Below are 23,083 nucleotides of genomic sequence, written 5' to 3' on the forward strand. Positions count from 1 at the left end.
ATTAATTTTCAGCTCTGTAATTTTCAATTTCTTCAACCGTTTTGATGAGTCCGTTCCCCAGAAGTCTGTACCCGTTATCTGTAATCAGGAAATCATCTTCTACACGGATTCCTCCGAAGTTTCGGTATTCATTAACTTTATCATAATTAATAAAATCTGCATTTTTATTTTCGGCCTGCCAGATATCAATCAGTTCCGGAATCATATAAATGCCGGGTTCAACTGTTACTACAAACCCGGATTCCAAAGATTTTCCTAAACGTAAAGATTTCAATCCAAATGTTTTGGTATCCTTTGGTTCTTCTTCGGTATAGCCAATATACTGTTCTCCAAGATCTTCCATATCATGGACATCAAGCCCCATCATGTGTCCCAATCCGCATTGGAAAAATAGAGTATGAGCATGATTATGTACTGCTTCTGCCGGATTTCCCTTCATCAGCCCAAGATCTATAAGGCCTTCTACCAGATGCTGCGAGGCTTTCAGATGAATATCCTTGAACTTAACTCCAGGTTTCAGAAGCTGCTGGGCATTGTTGAAAGCATTCAGCACAACTTCATACATTTCTTTTTGTTTTGTATTGAAAGTCTTGCTCACAGGAAACGTTCTGGTAAGGTCTCCCGCATATCCCATCGCAGTTTCAGCTCCGGAATCATTAAGGAAAATATCTCCCTCTTTCAAGGTATTGAGGCGGTAGTGATTGTGCAGAATTCCCCCATTTATGGTTACAATCGGAGGGTATGACATCTGACATTCTTTATTGGCAGCCAGATATTGGATAGCATTCGCAATTTCATATTCTTTAACGTCCGGTTTGGCAATCCGCATTGCCAGCAAATGCATTTCATTGGATACATTCACCGCCTGTTCTATCTGTACTATTTCCTGAGATTCTTTTATAGAGCGCTGCTTCACAATGGCTTTAATCATCTCTACAGAAGGCTGTAATGCTGCTATTTTAATCCCAAGAAGATCGGCAAGCAAAATTTTATTGGAAGACTGATATGGAGGAAGATAATGTACCTTTCTGCCGGAAGACTGTGCCTTTGCAATATATTGAGCAAGTTCTGTATATGGCAGCGTTTCCTGTACTCCGGATTTCAGACTTTTCTCTTTCAGTGTTTCCTGCCTGCCCATCCATACGATGTCATCTATACTTAATTCATCTCCGAAAATAATGGTCTTATTCTCATCAATATCAATAATGGCCGCAATACGGGGTTCCTGGATTCCGAAATAATATAAATAGGTACTGTCCTGACGGAAATAATAAGGATTGTGTTCAAAATTCACAGGGTTCTCTATATTTCCCAAAAACAATAAAATTCCGTTGGCTACATTACTTTGTAATACTGTTCTTCTATCCTGATAGGTTTGTGTTGAAAACATATTATGAATACTTTTTAATTTAAAGCTTTAAAGTTACGATTTTGTACTATTGACCGCTCTTTATTCATTAAAATAAAGAATAATGTAAAGTTTGGATTTTAATATGATATCCAGTGTTCATATTTTGCTTAAATTCGGTCATATTTTAACCTTTTAACTACATTAGCTCATAAAATATTGATTCTATGAAGAGTCTCCAGTTTTCAGTCCCTGCCGACACCAATAAAAGTATCCGCATCCAGGAAGATATAATGCCCAATTTCTATCCTTATTTCCACCGCCATACGGAAACCCAGATCATGTGGATTCTTAAAGGACATGGGACACTGGCCATAGAACAAAATCTCTTTAATTTTGAGGCCGGTGACATTTTCTATCTGGGTGCCAATCAGTCGCATGTTTTCAGGGGTAATTTTGATAAAAATGAAAAACAAAAGGTTCATTCCATCTCTATTTTTTTTGATCCTTATAAAAAAATTGCAGCATTTTTCGACTTACCGGAGTTTGGAGAGCTTAAAAATTTTATTGCTCATTCAGAAGTAGGTTTCCAGATAGCTCCTAAATTAAAAATAAGTATCGGGGAAAACATTGCAGCATTACAAAAAACAGAAGGGGTAGATCAGATCATAGATTTTATCAGGATTCTGAACCATCTTATGCAAAACAGGCATCTGCATATCCCTTTATCTTCAGAAAAAAATCTGCCTAATCATATTTCAGACTATGATCAAAGAATTATAGATGCTCAAACCTTTATTAAGAAGAATTTTGCCCAAAATAAACTTACCCTTGACCTTATTGCCAGAGAAGCCTGTATGACTCCTCAAGCTTTTTGCCGCTCTTTTAAAAAACGTACCCGCATTACTTATATTGAATATCTTAATGAGCTCCGTGTACAAAGAGCTTGCAGGCTATTGACATCCAGCAGTATGTACAGTATTTCTTCTGTTGCTTTTAATAGTGGTTTCAACAGCCTTACCAATTTTAACCGGGTTTTCAAGTCCATTATGAAATATTCACCTAAAGAATACCTCAAACACTATAAAGAGGCTACCATAGAGCAATAAAAACAACCTGTTAAAATATGGTTAGTATCTATTAAAATATTAACATTTACCGTTTTGAAATTCTGCTAGTTTTGAATAAATATTATTTGATATGAGTACAAAACTAAACTGGGAAGGTATTTATCCTGCTGTATTAACTCCTTTTACCAAAGAAGGTGAGATAGACTTTGAAATGTTTGCTCTCAATACAGAAGCCCAGATCAAAGCAGGAGTTCACGGAATTATCCTTGCAGGAACATTAGGTGAAGCCAGTGCTTTGGAAACTGAAGAAAAATTTAAACTGCTGAAGTACGCAAAAAAAATAACACAGGGAAGAATTCCAGTTATTCTTAACCTTTCTGAAAATACTACCAAAAATGCCGTAAACTTTGCCCAGAAAGCAAAAGAATTTGGAGCAGACGGTCTGATGCTTCTTCCTCCAATGCGTTACAAAGCTGACAACCATGAAGTTGTTGAGTATTTCAAAGCCGTCGCTTCTGCTACAGATCTTCCTATCCTTATTTATAATAATCCTGTAGATTATGGAATATATGTTTCCCTTGAAATGTTTGAGGAGCTTATTGAATACCCAACTATTCAGGCTGTTAAAGAATCTACAAGAGATCTTGCGAATGTAACCAGAATGATTAACCGTTTTGGAAAAAGAATCAAAATTCTTGGCGGAGTAGATACCATTTGCCTGGAAACTCTTATGCTTGGAGCAGATGGCCTTGTAGCCGGTCTTGTAGATGCTTTTCCCAATGAAACAATGGCAATGTACAACTACGTTAAAGCAGGTAAATATGACAAAGCCGTAGCAATCTACAGATGGTTTATGCCATTGCTGGAACTGGATATTCACCCTAAACTTATTCAGTACATCAAACTGGCTGCTGCAGCTGAAGGAATAAGCAGTCCATATGTAAGAGCACCACGCCTGGAGCTACATGGCGAAGAAGCTGAAAAAGTCAAAAAGATTATTGAAGAAGGTATAGCTAACCGCCCGGCATTAGATTAACACCAGAAATAAAGCTATGATTGAAGAAACATCAAAAGAAAATATTGACAGGAGAATTCAGATGGCTGCCGAAGCCTATCAGTTCCTGAAGAATACCACTGTAAAAGAACGGGCAGCCTTCATGAACGCAGTTGCCGATAAGATTGAAGCACTGGGAGAAAAACTTTTGACGACGGCCAACGCTGAAACCTCACTGCCTTTGGCAAGACTTACCGGTGAAAAGACAAGAACAACAGGACAATGGAGAAGCTACGCAAAAGCTATAGCCACAGGAACATATACAGAGCCACGGATTGATCTTGCACAGCCTGACAAGCAAAAAGGAGATATCAGAAAATATAATGTTGGCATAGGACCTGTGGTTGTTTTCGGGGCCAGTAATTTTCCGTTTGCTTTTTCTACGGCAGGCGGTGATACTGCAAGTGCCATTGGAGCAGGCTGCCCTGTCATTGTAAAGGCTCATCCTGCACATTCTGAGACTTCACAAATGATGGCTGATGCTATCACAGATGCTGTTACAGCATTCGGGTGGCCTGAAGGGATCTTTAGTCATATTACCGGAACTTCCTATGAGATTGGAACTTATTTGACTCAGCATCCTGATATCCGGGCTGTTGCATTTACCGGCTCTTTCAATGGTGGAAAAGCTTTGTTTGATATTGCAAACCGCCGTGAGAATCCTATTCCCGTATTTGCAGAAATGGGGAGCATCAATCCTGTATTTGCCCTGCCAGATTTACTTGAAAACAAAGCAGAAGCATTCGCTAAAGAATATCTTTCATCCTTGACATTAGGAGTAGGGCAATTCTGTACTAATCCAGGAGTATGTATTGCTCTTAAAGGAGAATCTCTGGACCGTTTTATCATTACCCTGAAAAAGGAAATTCAGGAAGTTGTCCCCGCAAAGATGCTTCACAAGGGGATCTATGAAAATTTTGAAAAGCATAAAACCAGAGCAGCAGAGCAGCCGGAAGTACATATTATTGCAGCTGCAGATACAGAAATTAATGAGTGGCAGGCACGTACTATGGTGATAAAAACCAGCGCCAGAAACTTCATAAAAAATCCTGTGCTGAATGAAGAAGTATTCGGACCCTTTGGTATCATTGTAATTTGTGAAACCCGGGATGAGATGGTAGAAATTGCTCAACAACTGAAAGGCCAGTTAACCATTACCGTAGCGGCTACCGATGAAGACATCCGGAAACATTTTATGCTGATCAACTTTCTGAAGGACAAATGTGGAAGATTACTGTTCAACGGAATGCCTACAGGAGTAGAAGTTGTTTATGCCATGCAGCATGGAGGCCCTTTTCCTTCCACTACTGATTCCCGTTTTACCTCCGTAGGCCCGGATGCTGTCAAGAGGTTTATCCGTCCTATTTCTTTCCAAAACTGGCCGGATGAATTTTTGCCGGAAGAGCTGAAGAATGAAAACCCTCTACAGATCAGCAGAATAGTAGATGGAAAAGTCAATTCGGGATCATTAAAATTACAGACAACATGAACAGAACATTTTTTTGTATAGATTCGCACACCTGTGGCTGCCCTGTACGTCTTGTTGCAGGCGGCGGTCCCATTCTAAAAGGAAAGTCCATGATGGAGCGCAGGCTTCATTTCATGAAAGAGTACGACTGGATCCGGAAAGGGCTCATGTTTGAACCCCGTGGTCACGATATGATGAGTGGAAGTATTTTGTATCCGCCTATTGACGAAGAAAATGATATCGGAGTATTGTATATTGAAACCAGTGGATGTCTTCCTATGTGCGGGCACGGAACAATCGGGACAGTAACGATTGCCATAGAAGAAGGTCTGGTTTTCCCTAAAGTTCCCGGAAAGCTGCGCCTTGAAACACCTGCTGGACTTATTCTCATCGATTATGTACAGGAAGGCAAAAAAGTAACATCTGTAAAACTAACCAACGTAAAATCATTTCTGTATGCTGAAAATCTGGAAATTGAATGTCCGGATCTTGGATTAATAAAAGCTGATGTAGCTTATGGCGGCAACTTCTACGCTATTATAGACCCACAGGAAAATTTCAGAGATATTTCTGATTTTACAGCCAGCCAGCTTATCCATTATGGAAAAATCATCAGAAAATTACTCAATGAAAAATACCAGTTTATTCATCCTGAAAATGAACATATTACCGGATTAAGCCATATTCAATGGACAGGTAACCCCACAGACCCCAAAGCAAGTGGACGGAATGCTGTTTTAGTGGGAGAGAATGCCCTGGACCGTTCACCATGCGGAACAGGTACTTCTGCAAGAATGGCTCAATGGTATGCTAAAGGAAAATTAAAAGAAGGGGAAGAATTTATCCATGAAAGCTATATCGGGTCACAGTTCATAGGGAGAATTGAAGGAACGGATACTGTTGGCGGGAAATCAGCAATTATCCCCTCAGTAGAAGGCTGGGCAAGAATTACAGGCTATAATCATATTATTATTGATGATGAAGATCCTTACTGGCAGGGATTTCAGGTTATGTAAACAAACATATGACACAAAATAAAGGAAAAGCACTCATTATTGGTGCAGGAATAGCAGGTTTAAGCTCCGCTTATTATCTTTTACAGAAAGGCTGGAGTGTAGAAATTCTGGAACAGAATGATCTTTCCAACAATTGTTCTTATGGCAATGCAGGAATGATAGTCCCCAGTCACTTTACTCCGTTAGCGGCGCCGGGTGTTGTTGCACAAGGAATCCGTTGGATGTTTGACAGCAAAAGTCCATTTTACGTAAAACCGTCATTGAGTGCAGATTTGTTCTCCTGGGGAGTAAAGTTTTTGAAACACTCCAATCAGAAGCATGTGGACCGTTCAGCATCGGCTATCAGAGATCTTAATCTGGCGAGCAGTATCCTCTATAATGAGATTGCAGCAAAAGATGAATTTGATTTCGAACTTACTCAAAATGGTATTCTGATGCTTTACAAAACTGAAAAAGTAAGGGAAGAAGAAGCAGAACTTGCCCACAAAGCAATCAATATGGGATTATCGGTTGATATTCTGGATAAAAAAGAAATTCAGAAACTCGAACCCAATATACAGATGGATGTTATTGGCGGTGTCAATTATAAATGTGACGGCCATATGAACCCCATGAAACTGATGAAGCAAATGATCTCTTATCTTAAAAATAATGGTGTCGTTTTTCATACCCATCACAAAGTAACCGGGTTTGAAACATCCGAAAATAGGATTAAAGCAGTAATTGCCAATGATATAAAATTTACAGCAGACCGTTTCGTTATGACTGGAGGTTCATTTCTTCCTGAACTGGCTAAAAAAGCAGGAATTAAAATTCAGTTAATGCCCGGGAAAGGATATTCATTCATGCATACCCCTGATAATCCGGTCAATATCCTGAATCATGCGGCTTTATTACTGGAAGCAAGAGTGGCTGTTACTCCTATGAATGGGCAGATCCGCTTCGGTGGAACTATGGAGCTGGCTTCCCATCAGAACAAAATTAACATGAAAAGAGTAGAAGGGATTATCAGGTCCATTCCCAACTATTTACCAGATTTCCAGGTTGAAATGCCCAAAGAATCCAAAATCTGGTTTGGATACAGACCTTGTGCTCCGGATGGGCTTCCGTATTTAGGGCAATCTTCCCAATTGAAGAATCTGATCATTGCAGGCGGCGGTGGAATGATGGGTTTAAGTTTAGGACCCATTTTTGGAAAAACAGTTTCAGAACTTGCCAATGACCAAAAGCCAACGGTTGAGATAAAGATATTCAACCCAGAAAGATTTAGTTAAAAAACACCACATAACATACACAAATCAAGCCAAAAACAATTTGATTATTCAAATAATTTATTAACAACCAAATCCAAAATTTATGAAAAAAATTAAATTACTAGTACTTGTTTCCCTATTTCCAATAATAGGTTTTGCGCAAGAAAACAGACCTCGGGAGTGTAAAGCAGATGAAATGATGAAAAAACATTTTGAACTGCACCCTAAATCTAAGGCTGAATATGAAAATTTTGAGAAATACACCCAAGATTTCGTAAAAAAAATGGGATCAGACAAAAATTCATTGAATAATAGGATCAACAATCCAACCTACATCATCCCTGTGGTTTTTCATGTGTATGGAGAATCTCAGAGTAATGTAAAAGTAAATTACCAAAAAGTAGTTGACTTACTGGAACAAATCAACTTAAATTTCAATGGAATCAACACGGATTCAAATACTGTGGATCCTGATTTCCAATCTATCAGAGCAGCATTAAGTATTGAATTCCGATTAGCTAAAATTGATCCAACCGGAAAAGCAACAAGCGGAGTGGTATTTCACCCTTTCAAAGGTGGATATGGCAACGGAGGTGGATATGATGCACAAATTGGCACAGATGCCTGGGATAATACAAAGTATATGAATGTATATATCCAAAATGACCTATATGCTAATAAAGATTTATATCAATCAGGAGTTGCCTGGTATCCTGATTCATACATGACTTCAGTAAATACAGCCAGAGTTGTTTATAACGGACGTTATATATTTAATGCTGCAGGAACAGTGGCTTCAAATGAGTTTTCTGATACATTCACTCACGAATTTGGGCATTGGTTAAATCTTCAACACACGTTCAATGTTCTTTGTTCAACTGCAAATCCTAGTAATGATGGTGACGGAGTTGCTGACACACCTGTAGAAAATATGTCTTCCGGATTAGGATGTACAGCTGGAAACAATTGCCTTGGACAAAAAGTAAACGTTGAAAACTATATGGGATACAATGGTTCTTCAGGTTGTTATAAAATGTTTACCAACGGACAGGTTAACAGAATGCTGGCAGCATTAAACCATCCTTCGCGAATAAATTTATGGCAGCCTGCCAACTTAGCTGCAACCGGAGTTGCCAATACTCCACCTAGATTAACCCTTAGCAACAGTACATTTACAGAGAACTTAAACAATAATGGAGCCGTGTCATTAGATGGAACAGTAGCATCTGCCCCTACATCAACGATTACGCTAAAAGGAGCTACATTTGCCGTTCCAAATGGAACAACTCTTACTGCAGGAACACATTTCACTTCTTCATTACCAGCAGGACTAACAGCAGCTATAGCAGTTACAAGCCCTACTACGGCTACACTTACCATAAATGGTGCGGCAACCAGTCATCCTAAAAGTCAGGTCCTGAATTCATCAATTACGTTCCTAAATCCGGCTATAACAGGAGGCGTAACTTCACTAGGATCAACTACAGCTTTGGCATTAACTTTTTCTTACAAAGATCCTTATAAAATAGTTACAGGAACTCCTCTGGAAAGTTATGCCAACCCAACACCAACAACAGTAACAACCAACTCCGGGGCAACTTGGAAATATTTTATCATTAACCCGGAGCTTAGTGATGATGCAGGGTATGGTGCCTGGTACTATGGAGCCAATCAATTAAAATTGGAAACCTATTGGAAAGGATTAGTTTGCCAGGCAGGAACACGAAATATCAGTTTAATTCCGGCTTGCACCACTATAACTAATGCAAATAATATAGGTTACCCAATTGGTACTCCCGGACAACTTGACGTATACACTCCTACATACACTAACTGGTCTGGCCAAACCGCTTATGTTGGTTTTAGAAACCAATTTGAGGGTTACAATATTAACGGCTATTTCAAACTGACTGTTGGGGCCAATGGTTCAGGTTATTCTGTAACTGCGTTTGGATACAATACACAACCAAATGGCAGCATTACAACTCCTTGTGCATTATCATTATCCTCTGCAGACGCTGATACAACAAACTCAGAAACATCCATTTATCCAAATCCGGTTTCTGATGTATTAAATATTAAAACAAAAGGGGAAATCAAGTCAATTTCTGTTTATGATATGTTTGGAAGAAAAATGAATGCTAAAGTTATTGGCGATAAGGTTGATGTTAAACACTTCCTAAGCGGAACTTATTTAATTGATATTGAAACTTCTTTAGGGAAATCTTCCCAAAAATTCATTAAAAAATAGGATCAAACGCTAAGAAACGAACAAGCTGTATTCTTGATATAAACTTTTTAAATAACAAAACACTTTTCTCAGAAATATGGATAAATAGTTTAGTATTCATATGCAGTTGATTGGGCTTAAAAATTAAGCCCAATTTTTTATTTTATTTATGTACTTTTATTCTTTGATAACAATATCAAATGTATTACAAAAACGACACCATCATCATCCGCGAATTTACTCCTGAAGAATTTTCTTTATTCTCCACTCTTTTTCAAAATGAAAACGTTACCCGATATCTTCCTTACAAGACTCCTGAAGAATATAAGGAAATGTTCGATAAAGCATTGTCTGATTATGAAGCAGGACCATTCAGCAGATGGGGAATATTCAACACCCAGAATAACGATTTTGTGGGAATGTGTCTGGCCAGAATCTTCCTTGATAATCCTGATCAGCTAGAAATAGGATATACCTTAGGAGAAAATTACTGGGGCAAAGGACTCGGAACTGAAGTTTGTAAAGCCCTTGTCGATTATTGTTCTTCATTACAACTTAAGAAAGATATCGTCGCTGTAACCGATCTTGATAATATTGGATCACAGAAAGTCCTTCTGAAAAGCAACTTTAAGAGAATTGAAAATTTGATACGGAAGGATGAGAATAGGGAACTGGCTTATTTTATTTTACAGAAGAAGTAAACTTGTATCTCAGATTACAAAAGGAAGACTCAGAATTACCCTTCCTTTGGAGGGGTGGCGAAAATTCAAAGAATTTTTGACGGGGCGGTTCACACACATCTACTTCAAACTGCTTCACCGCAAAACATTTCGTTTATACAATAATTTATCATAACTTGCAGAAATTATGATGTCAAAACGTTGCAAATATGCGCTGAAAGCAATGGTCAGATTAGCAAGGAATTATAACCAGGGCTTTCTGTCAACCTCCATTATTGCACAAGATGAGAACATCCCAAAAAAATTTCTGGAACAAATTCTCCTCGAACTTAAAAGAGCTAAACTTGTCAACAGTAAGCAAGGTAAAGTAGGAGGGTACTATTTATTAAAATCTCCTGATGAAGTTTCATTAGCTGACATTTACCGAATTTTTGACGGTCCTATTGCTCTTACGCCGTGTGTTTCTTTAAACTTTTATGAAGCATGTGACGATTGTGTAGATGAAGCAGTCTGCTATCTGAGAAAAGAACTCATGATCGTTCGTGAAAAGACCAGAAAAAGTATGATGGAAGCCACTCTAACTAAGTTTATCAATAAGGATTAAAATTTTTTTCATTTAAATTCTACTATTTTGATAGGAGTTATAGAATTTTATATATATTTGCAAGACTTAAATCTCAATTCAAAATGGAATACAGTCTGAAAAATGAATTCGAAAATATTATAAAAGAGGCTTCTGAAGCTTCTTTTCAAACTAATGGGCTGCAATTACTGACTGAAAGATTCCCAGATAAAGTAATCTTTTCAACCAGTTTCAGCTATGAAGATCAGGTCATCACTCATCTGATAAAAGATTTAAATATTGAAATATTCACCCTGGATACGGGAAGACTTTTTGAACAGACTTATGAAACCTGGACTTCTACAAAAGCTTTCTTTAAAAAGAACATCAAAGCATACTATCCGGATACGGAAGAACTCAGAGAATTTGTTACAGAAAATGGACCAGATTCTTTTTATCAATCTGTAGAAAAAAGGAAAGCATGCTGTACCATCCGAAAGGTTCATCCTTTAAAAAAAGCACTGGAAGGCTATAAAGTCTGGATTACAGGACTTAGATCTGAACATTCTGCCAACAGACAGAATATGCCACAGCTGGAGTGGGATCCGGATAATAAGATCATAAAATTCCATCCCATCCTTCACTGGACTTCAGAACAAGTGACAGACTATGTAAAAGATCATCATTTACCATACAATCATCTTCACAAAAAAGGATTTGTAAGCATAGGATGCGAACCCTGTACCAGAGCAATCAAAGAAGGAGAAGATTTCAGAGCGGGCCGATGGTGGTGGGAAGATGCCAATAAAAAAGAGTGCGGTCTGCATATTCATCAATAAAAAAAGAAAAAATGTCAATACATCAGTTAAACTATTTAGATCAGTTAGAAGCCGAATCTATTTACATATTAAGAGAAGTAGCAGGTCAGTTTGAACGTCCGGCCTTATTATTCAGCGGAGGAAAAGACAGTATTGTACTGGCTCATCTGGCAAGAAAAGCATTCTTCCATGGGAAAATTCCGTTTACATTTGTTCATGTAGATACCGGACACAATTTTCCGGAAGTGTTGGATTTTCGTGATCAGCTAGTAAAACAATTGGATGTCAATCTGGCAGTCAGAAAAGTGGAAGACACTATTAAAAGTAAAAAACTAACTGAGGCTAAAGGTAAATTTCCAAGCAGAAACTGGCTTCAAACCTATACACTTCTTGATACTATTGAAGAATTTGAATTTGATGCCTGTATTGGAGGAGCCAGAAGAGATGAAGAAAAAGCACGTGCCAAAGAAAGAATATTCTCAGTTCGTGATGAATTCGGGCAGTGGGATCCTAAACTTCAGCGTCCGGAGCTTTGGAATATTTTCAACGGAAAAATCCATAAAGGAGAAAATGTAAGGGTTTTCCCCATAAGCAACTGGACAGAGCTTGACATCTGGAACTATATCCGCAGAGAAAAAATTGCACTCCCTTCCATCTATTTTTCGCATGAAAGAGAAGTGATCGATTTTAACGGGCAGTGGCTTGCCAATTCTTCACATGTTGTGCTAGAGCCGGAAGATATTATCACCACTAGAAAAATCCGTTACCGCACCGTAGGAGACATGACATGCACTGCAGCTGTAGAATCTAATGCCATTACAATAGATGCTGTAATCGAAGAAATTGTAGCAACCAGAATTTCAGAACGTGGCGAAACAAGAATTGACGACAGGGTAACAGAGGCAGCAATGGAAGATCGAAAAAAAGGAGGCTACTTCTAGATAAGCAATCAGCGATGAGTCATAAGTAATAGGACAGACAACTTTTACTTATTTAACAATACAATTACTCATTGCCCATTACTCATTATTTATAATTAAAATCGGATGGATATATTAAGATTTATAACGGCAGGAAGCGTAGATGACGGTAAAAGTACCCTTATCGGCAGACTGCTTTACGATAGCAAAAGTATTTTACAGGATCAGTTGGAAGTCCTTGAAAAACATTCTAAAAACAAAAATGAAGATGGAGTAGACCTAGCCCTTTTAACGGATGGTTTACGTGCAGAAAGAGAACAGGGAATCACCATTGATGTTGCCTACCGCTATTTTTCAACCGCAAAAAGAAAATTTATCATTGCTGATGCTCCAGGGCATGTGCAGTATACCCGTAATATGATCACGGGAGCGTCCAACTCTGATCTGATGGTTATTCTGATCGATGCACGGAAAGGCGTGATTGAACAGACCAGAAGACATTCCATCATCGCCTCTTTATTACAGTTAAAGAAAGTAGCTGTAGCCATCAACAAAATGGATATGGTAGATTATTCCGAAGAAGTTTTTGAAAATATAAAATCAGAATATGCAAAAATTGCAGAAAATCTGGGATTAAACGATGTCAGTTATTTCCCGATCTCGGCATTGAAAGGAGATAATATTGTTTCAAAATCGTCCAGAACAGAATGGTACGAAGGAAATTCACTTCTGGAATATCTTGAAGAAGTAACTTTAAATGAAGAAACAAATAACGGAAGCCGTTTTCAGGTTCAGTATGTAATCCGCCCTCAAACTGAGGAACTGCACGATTACAGAGGATATGCCGGACAAATATTAAGCGGAAAATTCACTAAAGGAGACAAAATTCATATTCTTCCGGCAGATCTGACCACTGAAATCACCAAAATTGAGATCAATGGCATTGAAAAAGAAGAAGCCTTTGAAGGCCAGCCAGCTGTGATTCACCTTGCTCATGATGTAGATATCAGCCGGGGAGATATTTTTGCCACGGAAGAGCATGTTCCCACAGTTGAAAAAGACCTTGAAATTCTCTTATGCTGGCTAGATCAGAAACCGTTGCAGCCAGGAAATAAATACCTTCTGCAGCAAAACAGCAGACTTGTAAAAGCAGTTGTAAAAGAGGTAGATTACAAGATCAATGTCAACACCCTGATCCGGGAACAGGCCGATGGAGAAATTAAGCTGAACGAAATTGTAAAAGTTACACTCCGTACAGCACAGCCATTGGTGTATGATAGCTTTACCAATAATAAAACAACGGGCTCTGCCATTTTGGTGGATGAAACGTCCAATTCAACAGTAGCAGCCTGTATAATCCAATAGAAAAATGGCAATTTCCGATCAATTAATACAAAGAATTCATCAGACCAAACAAAATAATATTCATGGATTCTTTGATAAAATAAAGACAAAAAAATGGGTGAAGGATTTGTATGAAACACTCTTCCTACCTCAGGATGATAATACTGAAGATCAGCTGAAAATAAATTTTGAAGCACTCCAGGAAACACTTTCTGATCAGATCAATACGGTAACAGGAGATAAAAATCTTACTGAAAAACAGGTCAGACAGTTTTTTGAGACTTTACCTGAGTTATATAATCAGCTGGTTCTGGATGCAAAATCCATTTTGGAATTTGATCCTGCTGCCGATTCTCTGGAAGAAGTATACCTGGCATATCCCGGCTTTTTTGCCACGTATGTCTACCGTATTTCGCACCAGCTTTGGACTCAGGAAGTAAAAATTTTACCCCGTGTCATTTCTGAATATGCCCACAGTAAAACCGGAATTGATATTCATCCGGGAGCCACCATCGGAAAGTCTTTTTTCATTGACCACGGAACAGGAATCGTGATTGGAGAAACTACCATTATCGGGAACAATGTCAAAATCTATCAGGGAGTAACCCTCGGAGCTTTGAATGTTTCCAAAGAAAAAGCCCATCAGAAAAGACATCCCAGTATTGAAGATGATGTGATTATCTATTCAGGAGCCACTATTCTGGGAGGTGAAACCACCATAGGCAGAGAAAGCATCATAGGAGGAAATGTCTGGGTTACACAGGATGTCCCCGCCAATTCTCTGGTTTACCATAAAAGTGAAATAAAAATAAAGGATAATAGCTCATTACCGGAATCATTAACCTTTGTGATTTAAGAAAAAAACAAAAATAAAAAGTACATTGATATGAAATTTCAGAATGCATTAGAAACGATTGGAAATACACCCGTCGTGAAAATTAATAAGCTCTTCAATTCAGATCATGAAATCTGGATCAAACTTGAAAAAAGCAATCCCGGCGGAAGCATTAAAGACAGAATTGGCCTGGCCATGATTGAAGATGCAGAAGCAAAAGGATTATTAAATAAAGACAGCATTATTATAGAACCTACCAGCGGAAATACGGGAATAGGACTTGCTTTGGTAGCTGCGGTAAAAGGATACAAACTCATTCTTGTCATGCCGGAAAGCATGAGTATAGAACGCCGCAAAATTATGGAAGCTTACGGAGCAGAATTTGTACTTACTCCAAGAGAAAAAGGAATGAAAGGCGCTATCGAAAAAGCCAGTGAATTGGCTGAAGAGACACCCAATTCATGGATTCCAAGACAGTTTGACAACCCTGCCAATGTAAAAGTACATGTAGAAACCACCGCTCAGGAAATTTTAAAAGATTTTCCGGACGGGCTGGATTATATCATTACAGGAGTAGGAACCGGAGGACACATCACCGGAATCGCAAAAACAGTAAAAGAAAAATATCCTAACGTAAAAGTAATTGCTGTAGAACCGGAATTATCTCCTGTATTAAGCGGAGGAAGCCCAGCACCGCATCCATTACAGGGATTAGGAGCAGGATTTGTTCCTTCCATTCTGGATATTACCCTTTTGGACGGAGTGATCACAGTAGGAAAGGAAGAAGCTTATGAATATGCCCTTAATGCCGCTAAAAAAGAAGGTCTTTTTGTTGGAGTTTCCACTGGAGCCGCTTTAGCAGCCATTGCAAAACATTTACCGGAAGTACAGCCAAACGCTAAAATCCTTACCATCAATTACGATACCGGAGAAAGATATCTATCTGTAGAGGGACTCTTCTAAATCCTTAATTAACACCTACTTCAATGAAAACAAATATAAAATCACCAAAGGTCTTCCTTATCGGTGCAGGGCCTGGTAACCCTGAACTGATCACTGTAAAAGCAGTAAAAGCTATCGCAAAAGCAGACGTCATCTTATGTGACCGCCTTGTAAGCCCGGAAATTCTGGAAACCTACGTTAATGAAAATACAGAAATCATCTATGTAGGAAAAGAATGCAGCAAAAATGCGTCCACCCCTCAGTCTCATATCAATACTTTGATGGTAGAATATGCCCTTCAGAACAAAACCATTGTAAGACTGAAAGGAGGAGATGTTTCCATATTCTCCAATATTCTGGACGAGTTACAGGCTTTAAAACAGAATCATATTCCCTACGAAATTATTCCGGGAATTACAGCAGCTTTAGGAGCAGCAGCATTTGCAGGGATGCCTTTAACCGCAAGAGGATATTCCACATCCGTTCGTTTTCTTACGTATTATAAATCAGAGATTGTAAGTGAAGAATACTGGAAAGAGCTTGCTTTAACCAATGATACCCTTGTTTTCTATATGTCTAAAGGAAATCTTACCCCTCTGGTAGAAAAACTGAAAGCACTTCAGATTTCAGGTGATAAGAAAATTGCTGTCATTGAACAGGCAACAACGCCTTTTCAAAAGGTGTATACATCATCATTTGATGATTTTAATGAAAAATTCGGAGATAAGAACTTTGCTTCCCCTTCTTTGGTGGTTGTGGGTAAAATTGTCAATCTCCATGAAGAGTTTTCATGGCTTGAAAATGCCGAGCAGGAAGGTCTTTATTTCAAATCAGTAGAAAACGGAAGTCTAATCCCAACAACTCAAAATTTCTTTGAATATGCTGTCTGAAACTAAATTAAATGTATTAAAACAAATATCCGGAAACCTCTCCAGAGACGAAGCCATCTGGGCTAGCGGGTATCTTGCCGGTATTGCCGGAGGATCTTCACTTACAGCCATTCTGCCACCACAGGAAACGAATACTATTGTCCAGAATGTCATAAAGAAAATAACGCTGGCTTATGGAACGGAGACCGGAAACAGTAAAAAGCTCGCTACCACGCTGGCAGGTATAGTGAAGAAAAAAGGACTTCAGGTAAAACTGGCTGATCTTTCCCAATATAAACCAAAGGATTTGGTTAAAGAAGAGTTCTTTTTCGTAATCATCAGCACTCAGGGAGAAGGCGAGCCACCAGCTCTTGCCAAAAAATTCTACGATTATATTCATGAAAATGAAATTAATCTCAGCGGACTTAAATTCGGAGTACTGGCTTTGGGAGACAGCAGTTATCCTCTGTTCTGCCAAACCGGAGAAGATGTAGATTCCCGTTTTGAAATATTGGGAGCACAGCGTATTATTCCATTAAAGAAATGTGATATTGATTATGAGCAGGAAGCTTCTCATTGGATAGAACATGTATTTGAAACAGTCAATAAAAATACTGATCAGAGTACAAAAAATGTTTCAGCTCCAAAAGTTTCTGCGGGAAGAAAGAAATACCTGGGAAAAGTTTCCACCATCATCAATCTGAACGATATTACTTCTGAAAAAGAAACCTATCATATCGAAATTGAAACCGAAGAAGCCCTTGCATATCAACCTGGTGCAGCGCTTGGCATCATTCCTTTCAGTTCAAAATCTGTAGTGGATGAAATTATTACTCTGACAGGAATTGACCCTCAGAAACAGGTAGAAACATCGAAAGTTAAAGATAGTGTTGAAGAGCTCCTACATAAACACCTCAACATCAGCTATCTGCTTAAATCTGTAGTTGCACAATATGCAAAAATAACGGGACATTCCATTCCGGAAGTCAGATTAAGCCTTCTTGATCTCCTTAGAATTTATCCTGTTAAAAATGCGGATGAATTTGAAGAAATCATTCAGATATTAACTGCCCAGGCACCCCGTCTGTATTCTATTTCTTCCTCTGTGGAAGCGCATGGTGATACGGAAATTCACATTACCGTTGCCAGATCAGAATTCTTTATTGACCATCAGAAACACAACGGATTATGCAGTGGTTTTCTGAGTGAATTTAAAGAAGGAGAAGAGGTAGAATTTTATATTCAGGAGGCAGGACACTTCAAACTGCCGGAAGCTCATAAAGACATCATCATGATCGGTCCGGGAACAGGGATCGCGCCATTCAGATCATTCCTTTGGGAACGTGATGCCACAGGAGCGGAAGGAAGAAACTGGCTGTTTTTCGGAGACAGAAACTTTGTATCAGATTTTCTTTATCAGGCAGAACTTCAGGATTTTCTTAAAACAGGCAGCTTAACGCATTTAGACCTCGCATTTTCAAGAGATACAGCCGAAAAAGTATATGTTCAGCACAGACTGGAACAAAAAGCTCAGGAAGTATTTTACTGGCTGGAAGGTGGAGCCTCTGTGTATGTATGCGGAGCCAAAGAACCAATGGCTTATGATGTAGAACAAACACTTCTCACAATTATCCAGAATGAAGGAAAGCGCAGCAAAGAAGACGCTGTACTTTATCTGGAAGAAATGGAACTGAGCGGCAGATATGCTAAAGATGTGTATTAAAAAAGAAGTACTCGTAAAAATTAAAGGAAACAGTTATGAACAATGATAAAGAAAACCTTTCACCGGTAGAAAGGATTAAAACCAGCAGCAATGGTCTCAGAGGATCTTTAAAAGAAAGCCTTGCTGATAATTTTACCGGAGCCATCAGGGAAGATGACCAGACTCTGATCAAATTTCATGGTATGTACCAGCAGGACGACAGAGACCGAAGGGAAGAGCGTGTCTCTAAAAAACTGGAATGGCTGTATTCCTATATGATCAGATTAAGACTTCCTGGTGGCTTTTTAACCCCTGAACAATGGGTAGGATTGAATGAAACGGCTGAAGATCATTCCACAGGAACCATTAAAGTAACAACAAGACAAACCATTCAGCTGCATGGCATTTTAAAATCTCATTTAAGACCTACCATTCAGAGCTTCAATCTGCAGCATCTGGACTCTATTGCGGCTTGTGGAGATGTCAACAGAAATGTAACCTGTACAGCGAATCCTTCGGAATCACCTTTGCACAAGGAAGCTTACGAACTCGCTGGGAAAATCAGTGAGATGTGTCTTCCTAAAACCAAATCTTACTATGATATCTGGATTGATGATGAACTTCTGGTTGATCGTAAAGCAGAAGAAGACCCTTTGTATCAGGACAGATATCTTCCCAGAAAGCTGAAAATAGGAATTGCCGTTCCACCCAATAACGATGTGGATGTATTCATCAATGATATTGCCCTAATTGCTATTATCGAAAATGATAAAATTGTTGGCTATAATATTGCTGCCGGAGGAGGACTGGGAGCAACCCACGGGAATGAAGCTACTTATGCCCGTTTAGCCTCTGTACTTGGATTTGTGGATACGGAAGAAAAAGTATTAAAAGCTGTCTACGAGATCATCACTGTACAAAGAGACTTCGGAAACAGAAGCGACCGGAAATTATCAAGATTAAAATATACGATTGATAAACTTGGTATTGACCAGTACAGAGCTGAAGTAGAAAAAAGAACAGGGTTCAGCTTTGAACCTGCCAGAGAATTTAAGTTTGAACAGAGAAAAGACCGCTACGGCTGGATTCAGAATCATGAAGGGAAATGGTTTTATACCGTATTTGTGGAGCATGGAAGAATCCTTAATACGGCAGAATATCCTTTAAAATCAGGATTATTAAAAATCGCACAAACTGGTAAAGCCAATTTCCGTTTTACCTGTAACCAGAACCTTATTCTGGCTGATATTGATGAAAAAGATAAACCTGAAATTGAACATATTTTAAAAGAACACGGAATTTCAGATTCTACGAATGGAGCAAGTGCTCTGCGCAAAAACTCTGTTGCCTGCGTGGCCCTGAACACTTGTTCACTGGCTTTAGCGGAAGCTCAGCGTTATCTGCCATCCTTAGTCACCAAAATAGAACCTATCCTTGAAAAATATGGTCTTTTGGAAGAAGATATCACTATCCGTATGACCGGCTGCCCTAATGGCTGCGGAAGATCTCCTAATGCTGAAATCGGATTTGTAGGGACAGCTTATGGAAAATATAACCTCCACATTGGAGGAGACCGTTTAGGAATGCGACTGAATACAAAATTTAAAGAAAATATTGGTGAGGAAGAAATACTTACCACTCTGGATGAACTTTTCGGGATTTATGTACAGAAAAGACTTGCAGAAGAAACATTTGGCGATTTTTCATACCGTTACTTACACACCTTAAATTAATTATATGGCTAATTTTCATTATGATCTGAAAAAAAACAAAAAAACTCAACCTCTTCTTTTAGGCAGACGAATGTGTATGTGTTGTTGATTTTTAAATGACAATACAATCAAAAAGCTGTTTGAAGTTTTTGAATCATGGAAGTCTAACAGATTGTCATTGCGAACCGAAGGTGAAGCAATCTTAGCAATAATATTAATGGCTTAAACCACCCCGTCAAAAATTCTTTGAATTTTTGCCACCCCTCCAAAAGAGGGGAACTCTAAGCCCTTCAATTGTAATATTAACCAATATAGAAGACTTTCATCATAGAAGTAAAAAATTCAGGCAGCTTCATTCTCAACCTAAAAAATGAAGCAAAAATGAAAAACAAAAAGCAGGGAAACTTTCTGCCAAAAGCAGGTATTATCGCATTCACATTTCTATTTTTTAACCTGGCAGAAGCACAGCAGCAGCTTATAGAGCTTAGCGGAAGCATCAAAAATACAGGTACACGCAAAGGTCTTGACTCTGTAAAAGTACAGATCGAAAATACACAGGATACGGCATTAACGGATCACTTGGGTAACTTTAAAATCAGAACAAGAGTTACCATTCCATTCCGGGTGGTCATTCAGAAAGATGGTTTCACAGGTCAAACTGTTGAAATACTTTCTCCTTCCAATAAAATAACAGTAGGTCTGAACCCTCAGAATACGATTATTGATGATGTAGTGATTTCCGCATCCAGAGTTCCGGAAAAGATATTAAGATCACCTATAGCCATCGAAAAAATTGATATTAAAACCATCAGAGAAAGCCCTGCAGCCTCATTCTATGAAACATTGGAAAATGTAAAAGGGTTACAGCTCCTAACATCCAGTCTTACTTTAAAAATTCCTAATTCAAGAGGTTTCAATTCGCCTAATAATTTCCGATTCATGCAATTGGTAGACGGGGTAGATGTACAGTCGGCAACATTGGGTGTACCTTTGGGAAATGCCATTGGCCCTACAGAACTGGATATCCAGTCTATGGAAGTCACTCCGGGAGCGGCTTCAGCGTTGTACGGAATGAATGCTATCAACGGCCTGGCAAGTTTACAAACCAAAGATCCGTTTACGTCTGAAGGAATAAGCCTTTATTTCCGGGGCCGGGTAAATCATGTAGACAATGTCAATCATAAAATAAGTTCACTGGGAGAAAGTGCTATCCGCTTTGCAAAAGTGATCAATAAAAACTTTGCGGTAAAAGTTAATGCATCCTATTTCAGCGGGACAGACTGGGTTTCAAACAATCTGACAGATCAGAATCCAGGATCTTTGGTCACAGCCAACCCTAATTTTGCTCTGGCGAACAATCCGGCTGAAGACCTTTGGAATAAGTACGGTGACGAAAGAAACAACCGTGTCGCCGTAAAAGTGGATTACAATGGGAAACCTACTACATTTAATGTTTCGAGGACAGGATATCTGGAGAAAGATCTTGTGAGTCCTGACGTAAAAAATATCAAGTTTGATGCAGGATTATACTATCGCTTCGGGGATCAGTGGAGAACTTCTTACGTATACCGTTATGGCTTGCTGGACGGAACTTTCCAGAGGGGAAATAAAATCCGTTTGCAGAACGCTACTGTTCAGAACCATAAAATAGAACTTACAGGAAAAGAACTGACTTTCAGGGCTTATCTATCCATAGAAAATACAGGAGATTCTTATAATCTGAAACCTTTGGCAGATAATCTTGATCTCACCAATCTTTCCAATACCAACTGGAGAAATGTATTCCAAACGGCTCTGCAGAATAGCCTTAATGCAGGTACCAATCTTAACGATGCATTTATTCTAGCCCGTCAGGAAGCTGACAAAAACAGAGCTGTACCTGGAACAGCAGCCTTCGAGCAGTTGAAAAACACCATTATCGGAATCAACAACTGGGATTCGGCCAATGGAGGAGTAGCCGGAGCTCCGGCAACAGGAGGAGCTAAACTTGAACAGAAATCCCGTTTTTACCAGGGTGAACTTACCTATGACTTTAGCAGGTTTGTGAAGATATTCAACCTTCTTGCTGGTGTAGATTACCGTTTGTACAGCATTACTCCGGATGGAAACAATTTTGTTGATTTTAACCGTTCGGTGAATGAAAGAAATATTCCTTTAGCCAACGGTACCTTCGGGAAAGATGTTATTTATCAGAAATATGGGGCTTTTGCTCAAATTACGAAGCTTTTCTTTAATGATAAATTAAAAATTAACGCTGCCTTACGGATCGACAGAAACCCAGAATTTGAAGCCAAATTAAATCCGAGAATCAGTGTTGTCTATTCTCCGGTGAAAGAGCATAATTTCAGAGCTTCGTTCCAGAACGGATATCGTTTTCCATCGTTGTTTGAAGCACTTTCTTTTGTCAACAACGGAAATGTAAGAAGAGTGGGAGGCCTTTCAAAAGTAAATGACGGATTAGGCTATCTGGAAAATTCCTATACACTGGCTTCTATCGATAAATTCACCTCAGCAGTAAATGCAGATGTAGATGCAGGAAAAACTCAGGCTCAGGCAGCTCAGGATAATAAACAGCTTTTAACCGTAGCCAATCTGCAGAAGTTACAACCGGAAAAGATTAATTCATTTGAAGTAGGGTATAAGTCTACTTTTTTCAATAATAAACTGGTGCTGGACTGGGATTTCTATTACAATATCTATGAAGGATTTCTTGGGCAGGTAGAAGTGGCAGTTCCAAAAAACAGTCAGGTAGGAAGCAATACCGCTGTTCTTGCAATGCTCGATAGGAGCAAACAGGACCGATACAGGGTGTATACGAACAGCAACAGTACCTACAAAAGCTATGGAACGTCTTTAGGGATTCGTTATAATATTACAGGAAATTATAATGTCAATACCAATGTTTCTTATAATGATCTTGCTTCCAACAATTCCTCGGACCTGTTTATTACCGCTTTCAACACTCCGAAATGGATGGTGAATGTAAGTGTAGGAAACAGAGAAATTGTTAAAAATATAGGGTTTACCCTTGTGGCAAGATGGCAGAGTAGCTTTATGTGGGAAAGTCCTTTAGCGTCAGGAGCAATTCCGGCTTATTACACGATTGATGCTCAGGCTACATGGAAGCTTCCTGAAATTCGTACGAATATTAAAATTGGGGCAACCAATTTATTGAACCGCCGTTATTTCCAGTATGCAGCAGGCCCTGAAATCGGAGGACTGTATTATATCGCTTTTACTTATGATTTAAAATTGTAATC

General features: G+C 38.9%; 18 protein-coding genes. 17 read left to right on the forward strand and 1 reads right to left on the reverse strand.

The features are described from left to right. Position 1 precedes the first annotated feature (1 nt). A complete protein-coding gene (locus tag KIK00_RS04550; protein ID WP_255815384.1) occupies positions 2-1,390 on the reverse strand; it encodes an aminopeptidase P family protein in 1,389 nt (462 codons plus the stop codon). Positions 1,391-1,575: 185 nt separating this feature from the next. Here KIK00_RS04550 and KIK00_RS04555 point away from each other — a divergent pair, with 185 nt between their 5' ends. From KIK00_RS04555 to KIK00_RS04635, 17 genes are all read left to right on the forward strand, one after another. Beyond that, positions 1,576-2,457 carry an AraC family transcriptional regulator gene (locus KIK00_RS04555; RefSeq protein ID WP_255815385.1) on the forward strand — a complete coding sequence of 294 codons (882 nt, stop codon included), beginning with the start codon at positions 1,576-1,578 and terminating at the stop codon, positions 2,455-2,457. Between the two features lie 91 nt (positions 2,458-2,548). Next, entirely contained in the window at positions 2,549-3,454 is a 906-nt protein-coding gene (locus tag KIK00_RS04560; RefSeq protein ID WP_255815386.1) for a dihydrodipicolinate synthase family protein, read from the forward strand. A 16-nt stretch (positions 3,455-3,470) separates the two neighbouring features. Further along, entirely contained in the window at positions 3,471-4,961 is a 1,491-nt protein-coding gene (locus KIK00_RS04565) for an aldehyde dehydrogenase (NADP(+)) (protein WP_255815387.1), read from the forward strand. Beyond that, positions 4,958-5,956, forward strand: coding sequence for a 4-hydroxyproline epimerase (locus tag KIK00_RS04570; RefSeq protein ID WP_255815388.1), 999 nt, complete (start codon positions 4,958-4,960; stop codon positions 5,954-5,956). The genes KIK00_RS04565 and KIK00_RS04570 overlap by 4 nt, the downstream gene beginning before the upstream one ends. An 8-nt stretch (positions 5,957-5,964) precedes the next feature. Continuing rightward, positions 5,965-7,230 carry an FAD-binding oxidoreductase gene (locus KIK00_RS04575; protein ID WP_255815389.1) on the forward strand — a complete coding sequence of 422 codons (1,266 nt, stop codon included), beginning with the start codon at positions 5,965-5,967 and terminating at the stop codon, positions 7,228-7,230. 82 nt (positions 7,231-7,312) lie between these two features. Next, positions 7,313-9,460, forward strand: a complete 2,148-nt coding sequence (locus KIK00_RS04580) for a M43 family zinc metalloprotease (RefSeq protein WP_255815390.1) — start codon at positions 7,313-7,315, stop codon at positions 9,458-9,460. A gap of 179 nt (positions 9,461-9,639) precedes the next feature. Continuing rightward, complete coding sequence (locus KIK00_RS04585; protein WP_255815391.1) at positions 9,640-10,140, forward strand: GNAT family N-acetyltransferase; 501 nt, start codon at positions 9,640-9,642, stop codon at positions 10,138-10,140. A 166-nt stretch (positions 10,141-10,306) separates the two neighbouring features. Beyond that, positions 10,307-10,723 (forward strand): Rrf2 family transcriptional regulator, encoded by a 417-nt coding sequence (locus KIK00_RS04590; RefSeq protein ID WP_255815392.1) that lies wholly within the window; start codon positions 10,307-10,309, stop codon positions 10,721-10,723. An 83-nt stretch (positions 10,724-10,806) separates the two neighbouring features. Continuing rightward, on the forward strand, positions 10,807-11,520 hold the full coding sequence (locus KIK00_RS04595) for a phosphoadenylyl-sulfate reductase (protein WP_255815393.1): 714 nt from the start codon (positions 10,807-10,809) through the stop codon (positions 11,518-11,520). A gap of 11 nt (positions 11,521-11,531) precedes the next feature. Then, the gene (cysD, locus tag KIK00_RS04600) at positions 11,532-12,440 is read left to right on the forward strand and encodes a sulfate adenylyltransferase subunit CysD (protein WP_255815394.1); all 909 of its coding nucleotides are present in this window, start codon (positions 11,532-11,534) and stop codon (positions 12,438-12,440) included. A 105-nt stretch (positions 12,441-12,545) separates the two neighbouring features. Continuing rightward, positions 12,546-13,784, forward strand: coding sequence for a sulfate adenylyltransferase subunit 1 (locus KIK00_RS04605; RefSeq protein WP_255815395.1), 1,239 nt, complete (start codon positions 12,546-12,548; stop codon positions 13,782-13,784). 4 nt (positions 13,785-13,788) lie between these two features. Beyond that, on the forward strand, positions 13,789-14,619 hold the full coding sequence (epsC, locus tag KIK00_RS04610) for a serine O-acetyltransferase EpsC (RefSeq protein ID WP_255815396.1): 831 nt from the start codon (positions 13,789-13,791) through the stop codon (positions 14,617-14,619). Positions 14,620-14,649: 30 nt separating this feature from the next. Next, positions 14,650-15,561 carry a cysteine synthase A gene (gene cysK, locus KIK00_RS04615; protein WP_255815397.1) on the forward strand — a complete coding sequence of 304 codons (912 nt, stop codon included), beginning with the start codon at positions 14,650-14,652 and terminating at the stop codon, positions 15,559-15,561. Positions 15,562-15,584: 23 nt separating this feature from the next. Continuing rightward, positions 15,585-16,430, forward strand: a complete 846-nt coding sequence (cobA, locus tag KIK00_RS04620; RefSeq protein ID WP_255815398.1) for a uroporphyrinogen-III C-methyltransferase — start codon at positions 15,585-15,587, stop codon at positions 16,428-16,430. Next, complete coding sequence (locus tag KIK00_RS04625; RefSeq protein WP_255815399.1) at positions 16,420-18,132, forward strand: sulfite reductase flavoprotein subunit alpha; 1,713 nt, start codon at positions 16,420-16,422, stop codon at positions 18,130-18,132. Before cobA ends, KIK00_RS04625 begins: the two co-directional genes overlap by 11 nt. Before the next feature lie 35 nt (positions 18,133-18,167). Further along, positions 18,168-19,844 (forward strand): assimilatory sulfite reductase (NADPH) hemoprotein subunit, encoded by a 1,677-nt coding sequence (gene cysI, locus KIK00_RS04630; protein WP_255815400.1) that lies wholly within the window; start codon positions 18,168-18,170, stop codon positions 19,842-19,844. A 360-nt stretch (positions 19,845-20,204) separates the two neighbouring features. Continuing rightward, entirely contained in the window at positions 20,205-23,081 is a 2,877-nt protein-coding gene (locus tag KIK00_RS04635; protein WP_255815401.1) for a TonB-dependent receptor domain-containing protein, read from the forward strand. The last annotated feature ends 2 nt before the right edge of the window (positions 23,082-23,083 follow it).

The organism is Chryseobacterium sp. MA9 (genome assembly GCF_024399315.1).
Classification (GTDB): domain Bacteria; phylum Bacteroidota; class Bacteroidia; order Flavobacteriales; family Weeksellaceae; genus Chryseobacterium.

Bases quoted from the DNA above. Each gene is read 5' to 3' on its own strand.
- cobA (WP_255815398.1), top strand. From the start codon at position 15,585: ATGAAAACAAATATAAAATCACCAAAGGTCTTCCTTATCGGTGCAGGG.
- KIK00_RS04565 (WP_255815387.1), top strand. From the start codon at position 3,471: ATGATTGAAGAAACATCAAAAGAAAATATTGACAGGAGAATTCAGATG.
- KIK00_RS04560 (WP_255815386.1), top strand. From the start codon at position 2,549: ATGAGTACAAAACTAAACTGGGAAGGTATTTATCCTGCTGTATTAACT.
- KIK00_RS04550 (WP_255815384.1), bottom strand. From the start codon at position 1,390: ATGTTTTCAACACAAACCTATCAGGATAGAAGAACAGTATTACAAAGT.
- cysD (WP_255815394.1), top strand. From the start codon at position 11,532: ATGTCAATACATCAGTTAAACTATTTAGATCAGTTAGAAGCCGAATCT.
- cysK (WP_255815397.1), top strand. From the start codon at position 14,650: ATGAAATTTCAGAATGCATTAGAAACGATTGGAAATACACCCGTCGTG.
- KIK00_RS04555 (WP_255815385.1), top strand. From the start codon at position 1,576: ATGAAGAGTCTCCAGTTTTCAGTCCCTGCCGACACCAATAAAAGTATC.
- KIK00_RS04635 (WP_255815401.1), top strand. From the start codon at position 20,205: ATGAAAAACAAAAAGCAGGGAAACTTTCTGCCAAAAGCAGGTATTATC.
- KIK00_RS04590 (WP_255815392.1), top strand. From the start codon at position 10,307: ATGATGTCAAAACGTTGCAAATATGCGCTGAAAGCAATGGTCAGATTA.
- KIK00_RS04580 (WP_255815390.1), top strand. From the start codon at position 7,313: ATGAAAAAAATTAAATTACTAGTACTTGTTTCCCTATTTCCAATAATA.
- KIK00_RS04595 (WP_255815393.1), top strand. From the start codon at position 10,807: ATGGAATACAGTCTGAAAAATGAATTCGAAAATATTATAAAAGAGGCT.
- epsC (WP_255815396.1), top strand. From the start codon at position 13,789: ATGGCAATTTCCGATCAATTAATACAAAGAATTCATCAGACCAAACAA.
- KIK00_RS04625 (WP_255815399.1), top strand. From the start codon at position 16,420: ATGCTGTCTGAAACTAAATTAAATGTATTAAAACAAATATCCGGAAAC.
- KIK00_RS04605 (WP_255815395.1), top strand. From the start codon at position 12,546: ATGGATATATTAAGATTTATAACGGCAGGAAGCGTAGATGACGGTAAA.
- cysI (WP_255815400.1), top strand. From the start codon at position 18,168: ATGAACAATGATAAAGAAAACCTTTCACCGGTAGAAAGGATTAAAACC.
- KIK00_RS04585 (WP_255815391.1), top strand. From the start codon at position 9,640: ATGTATTACAAAAACGACACCATCATCATCCGCGAATTTACTCCTGAA.
- KIK00_RS04570 (WP_255815388.1), top strand. From the start codon at position 4,958: ATGAACAGAACATTTTTTTGTATAGATTCGCACACCTGTGGCTGCCCT.
- KIK00_RS04575 (WP_255815389.1), top strand. From the start codon at position 5,965: ATGACACAAAATAAAGGAAAAGCACTCATTATTGGTGCAGGAATAGCA.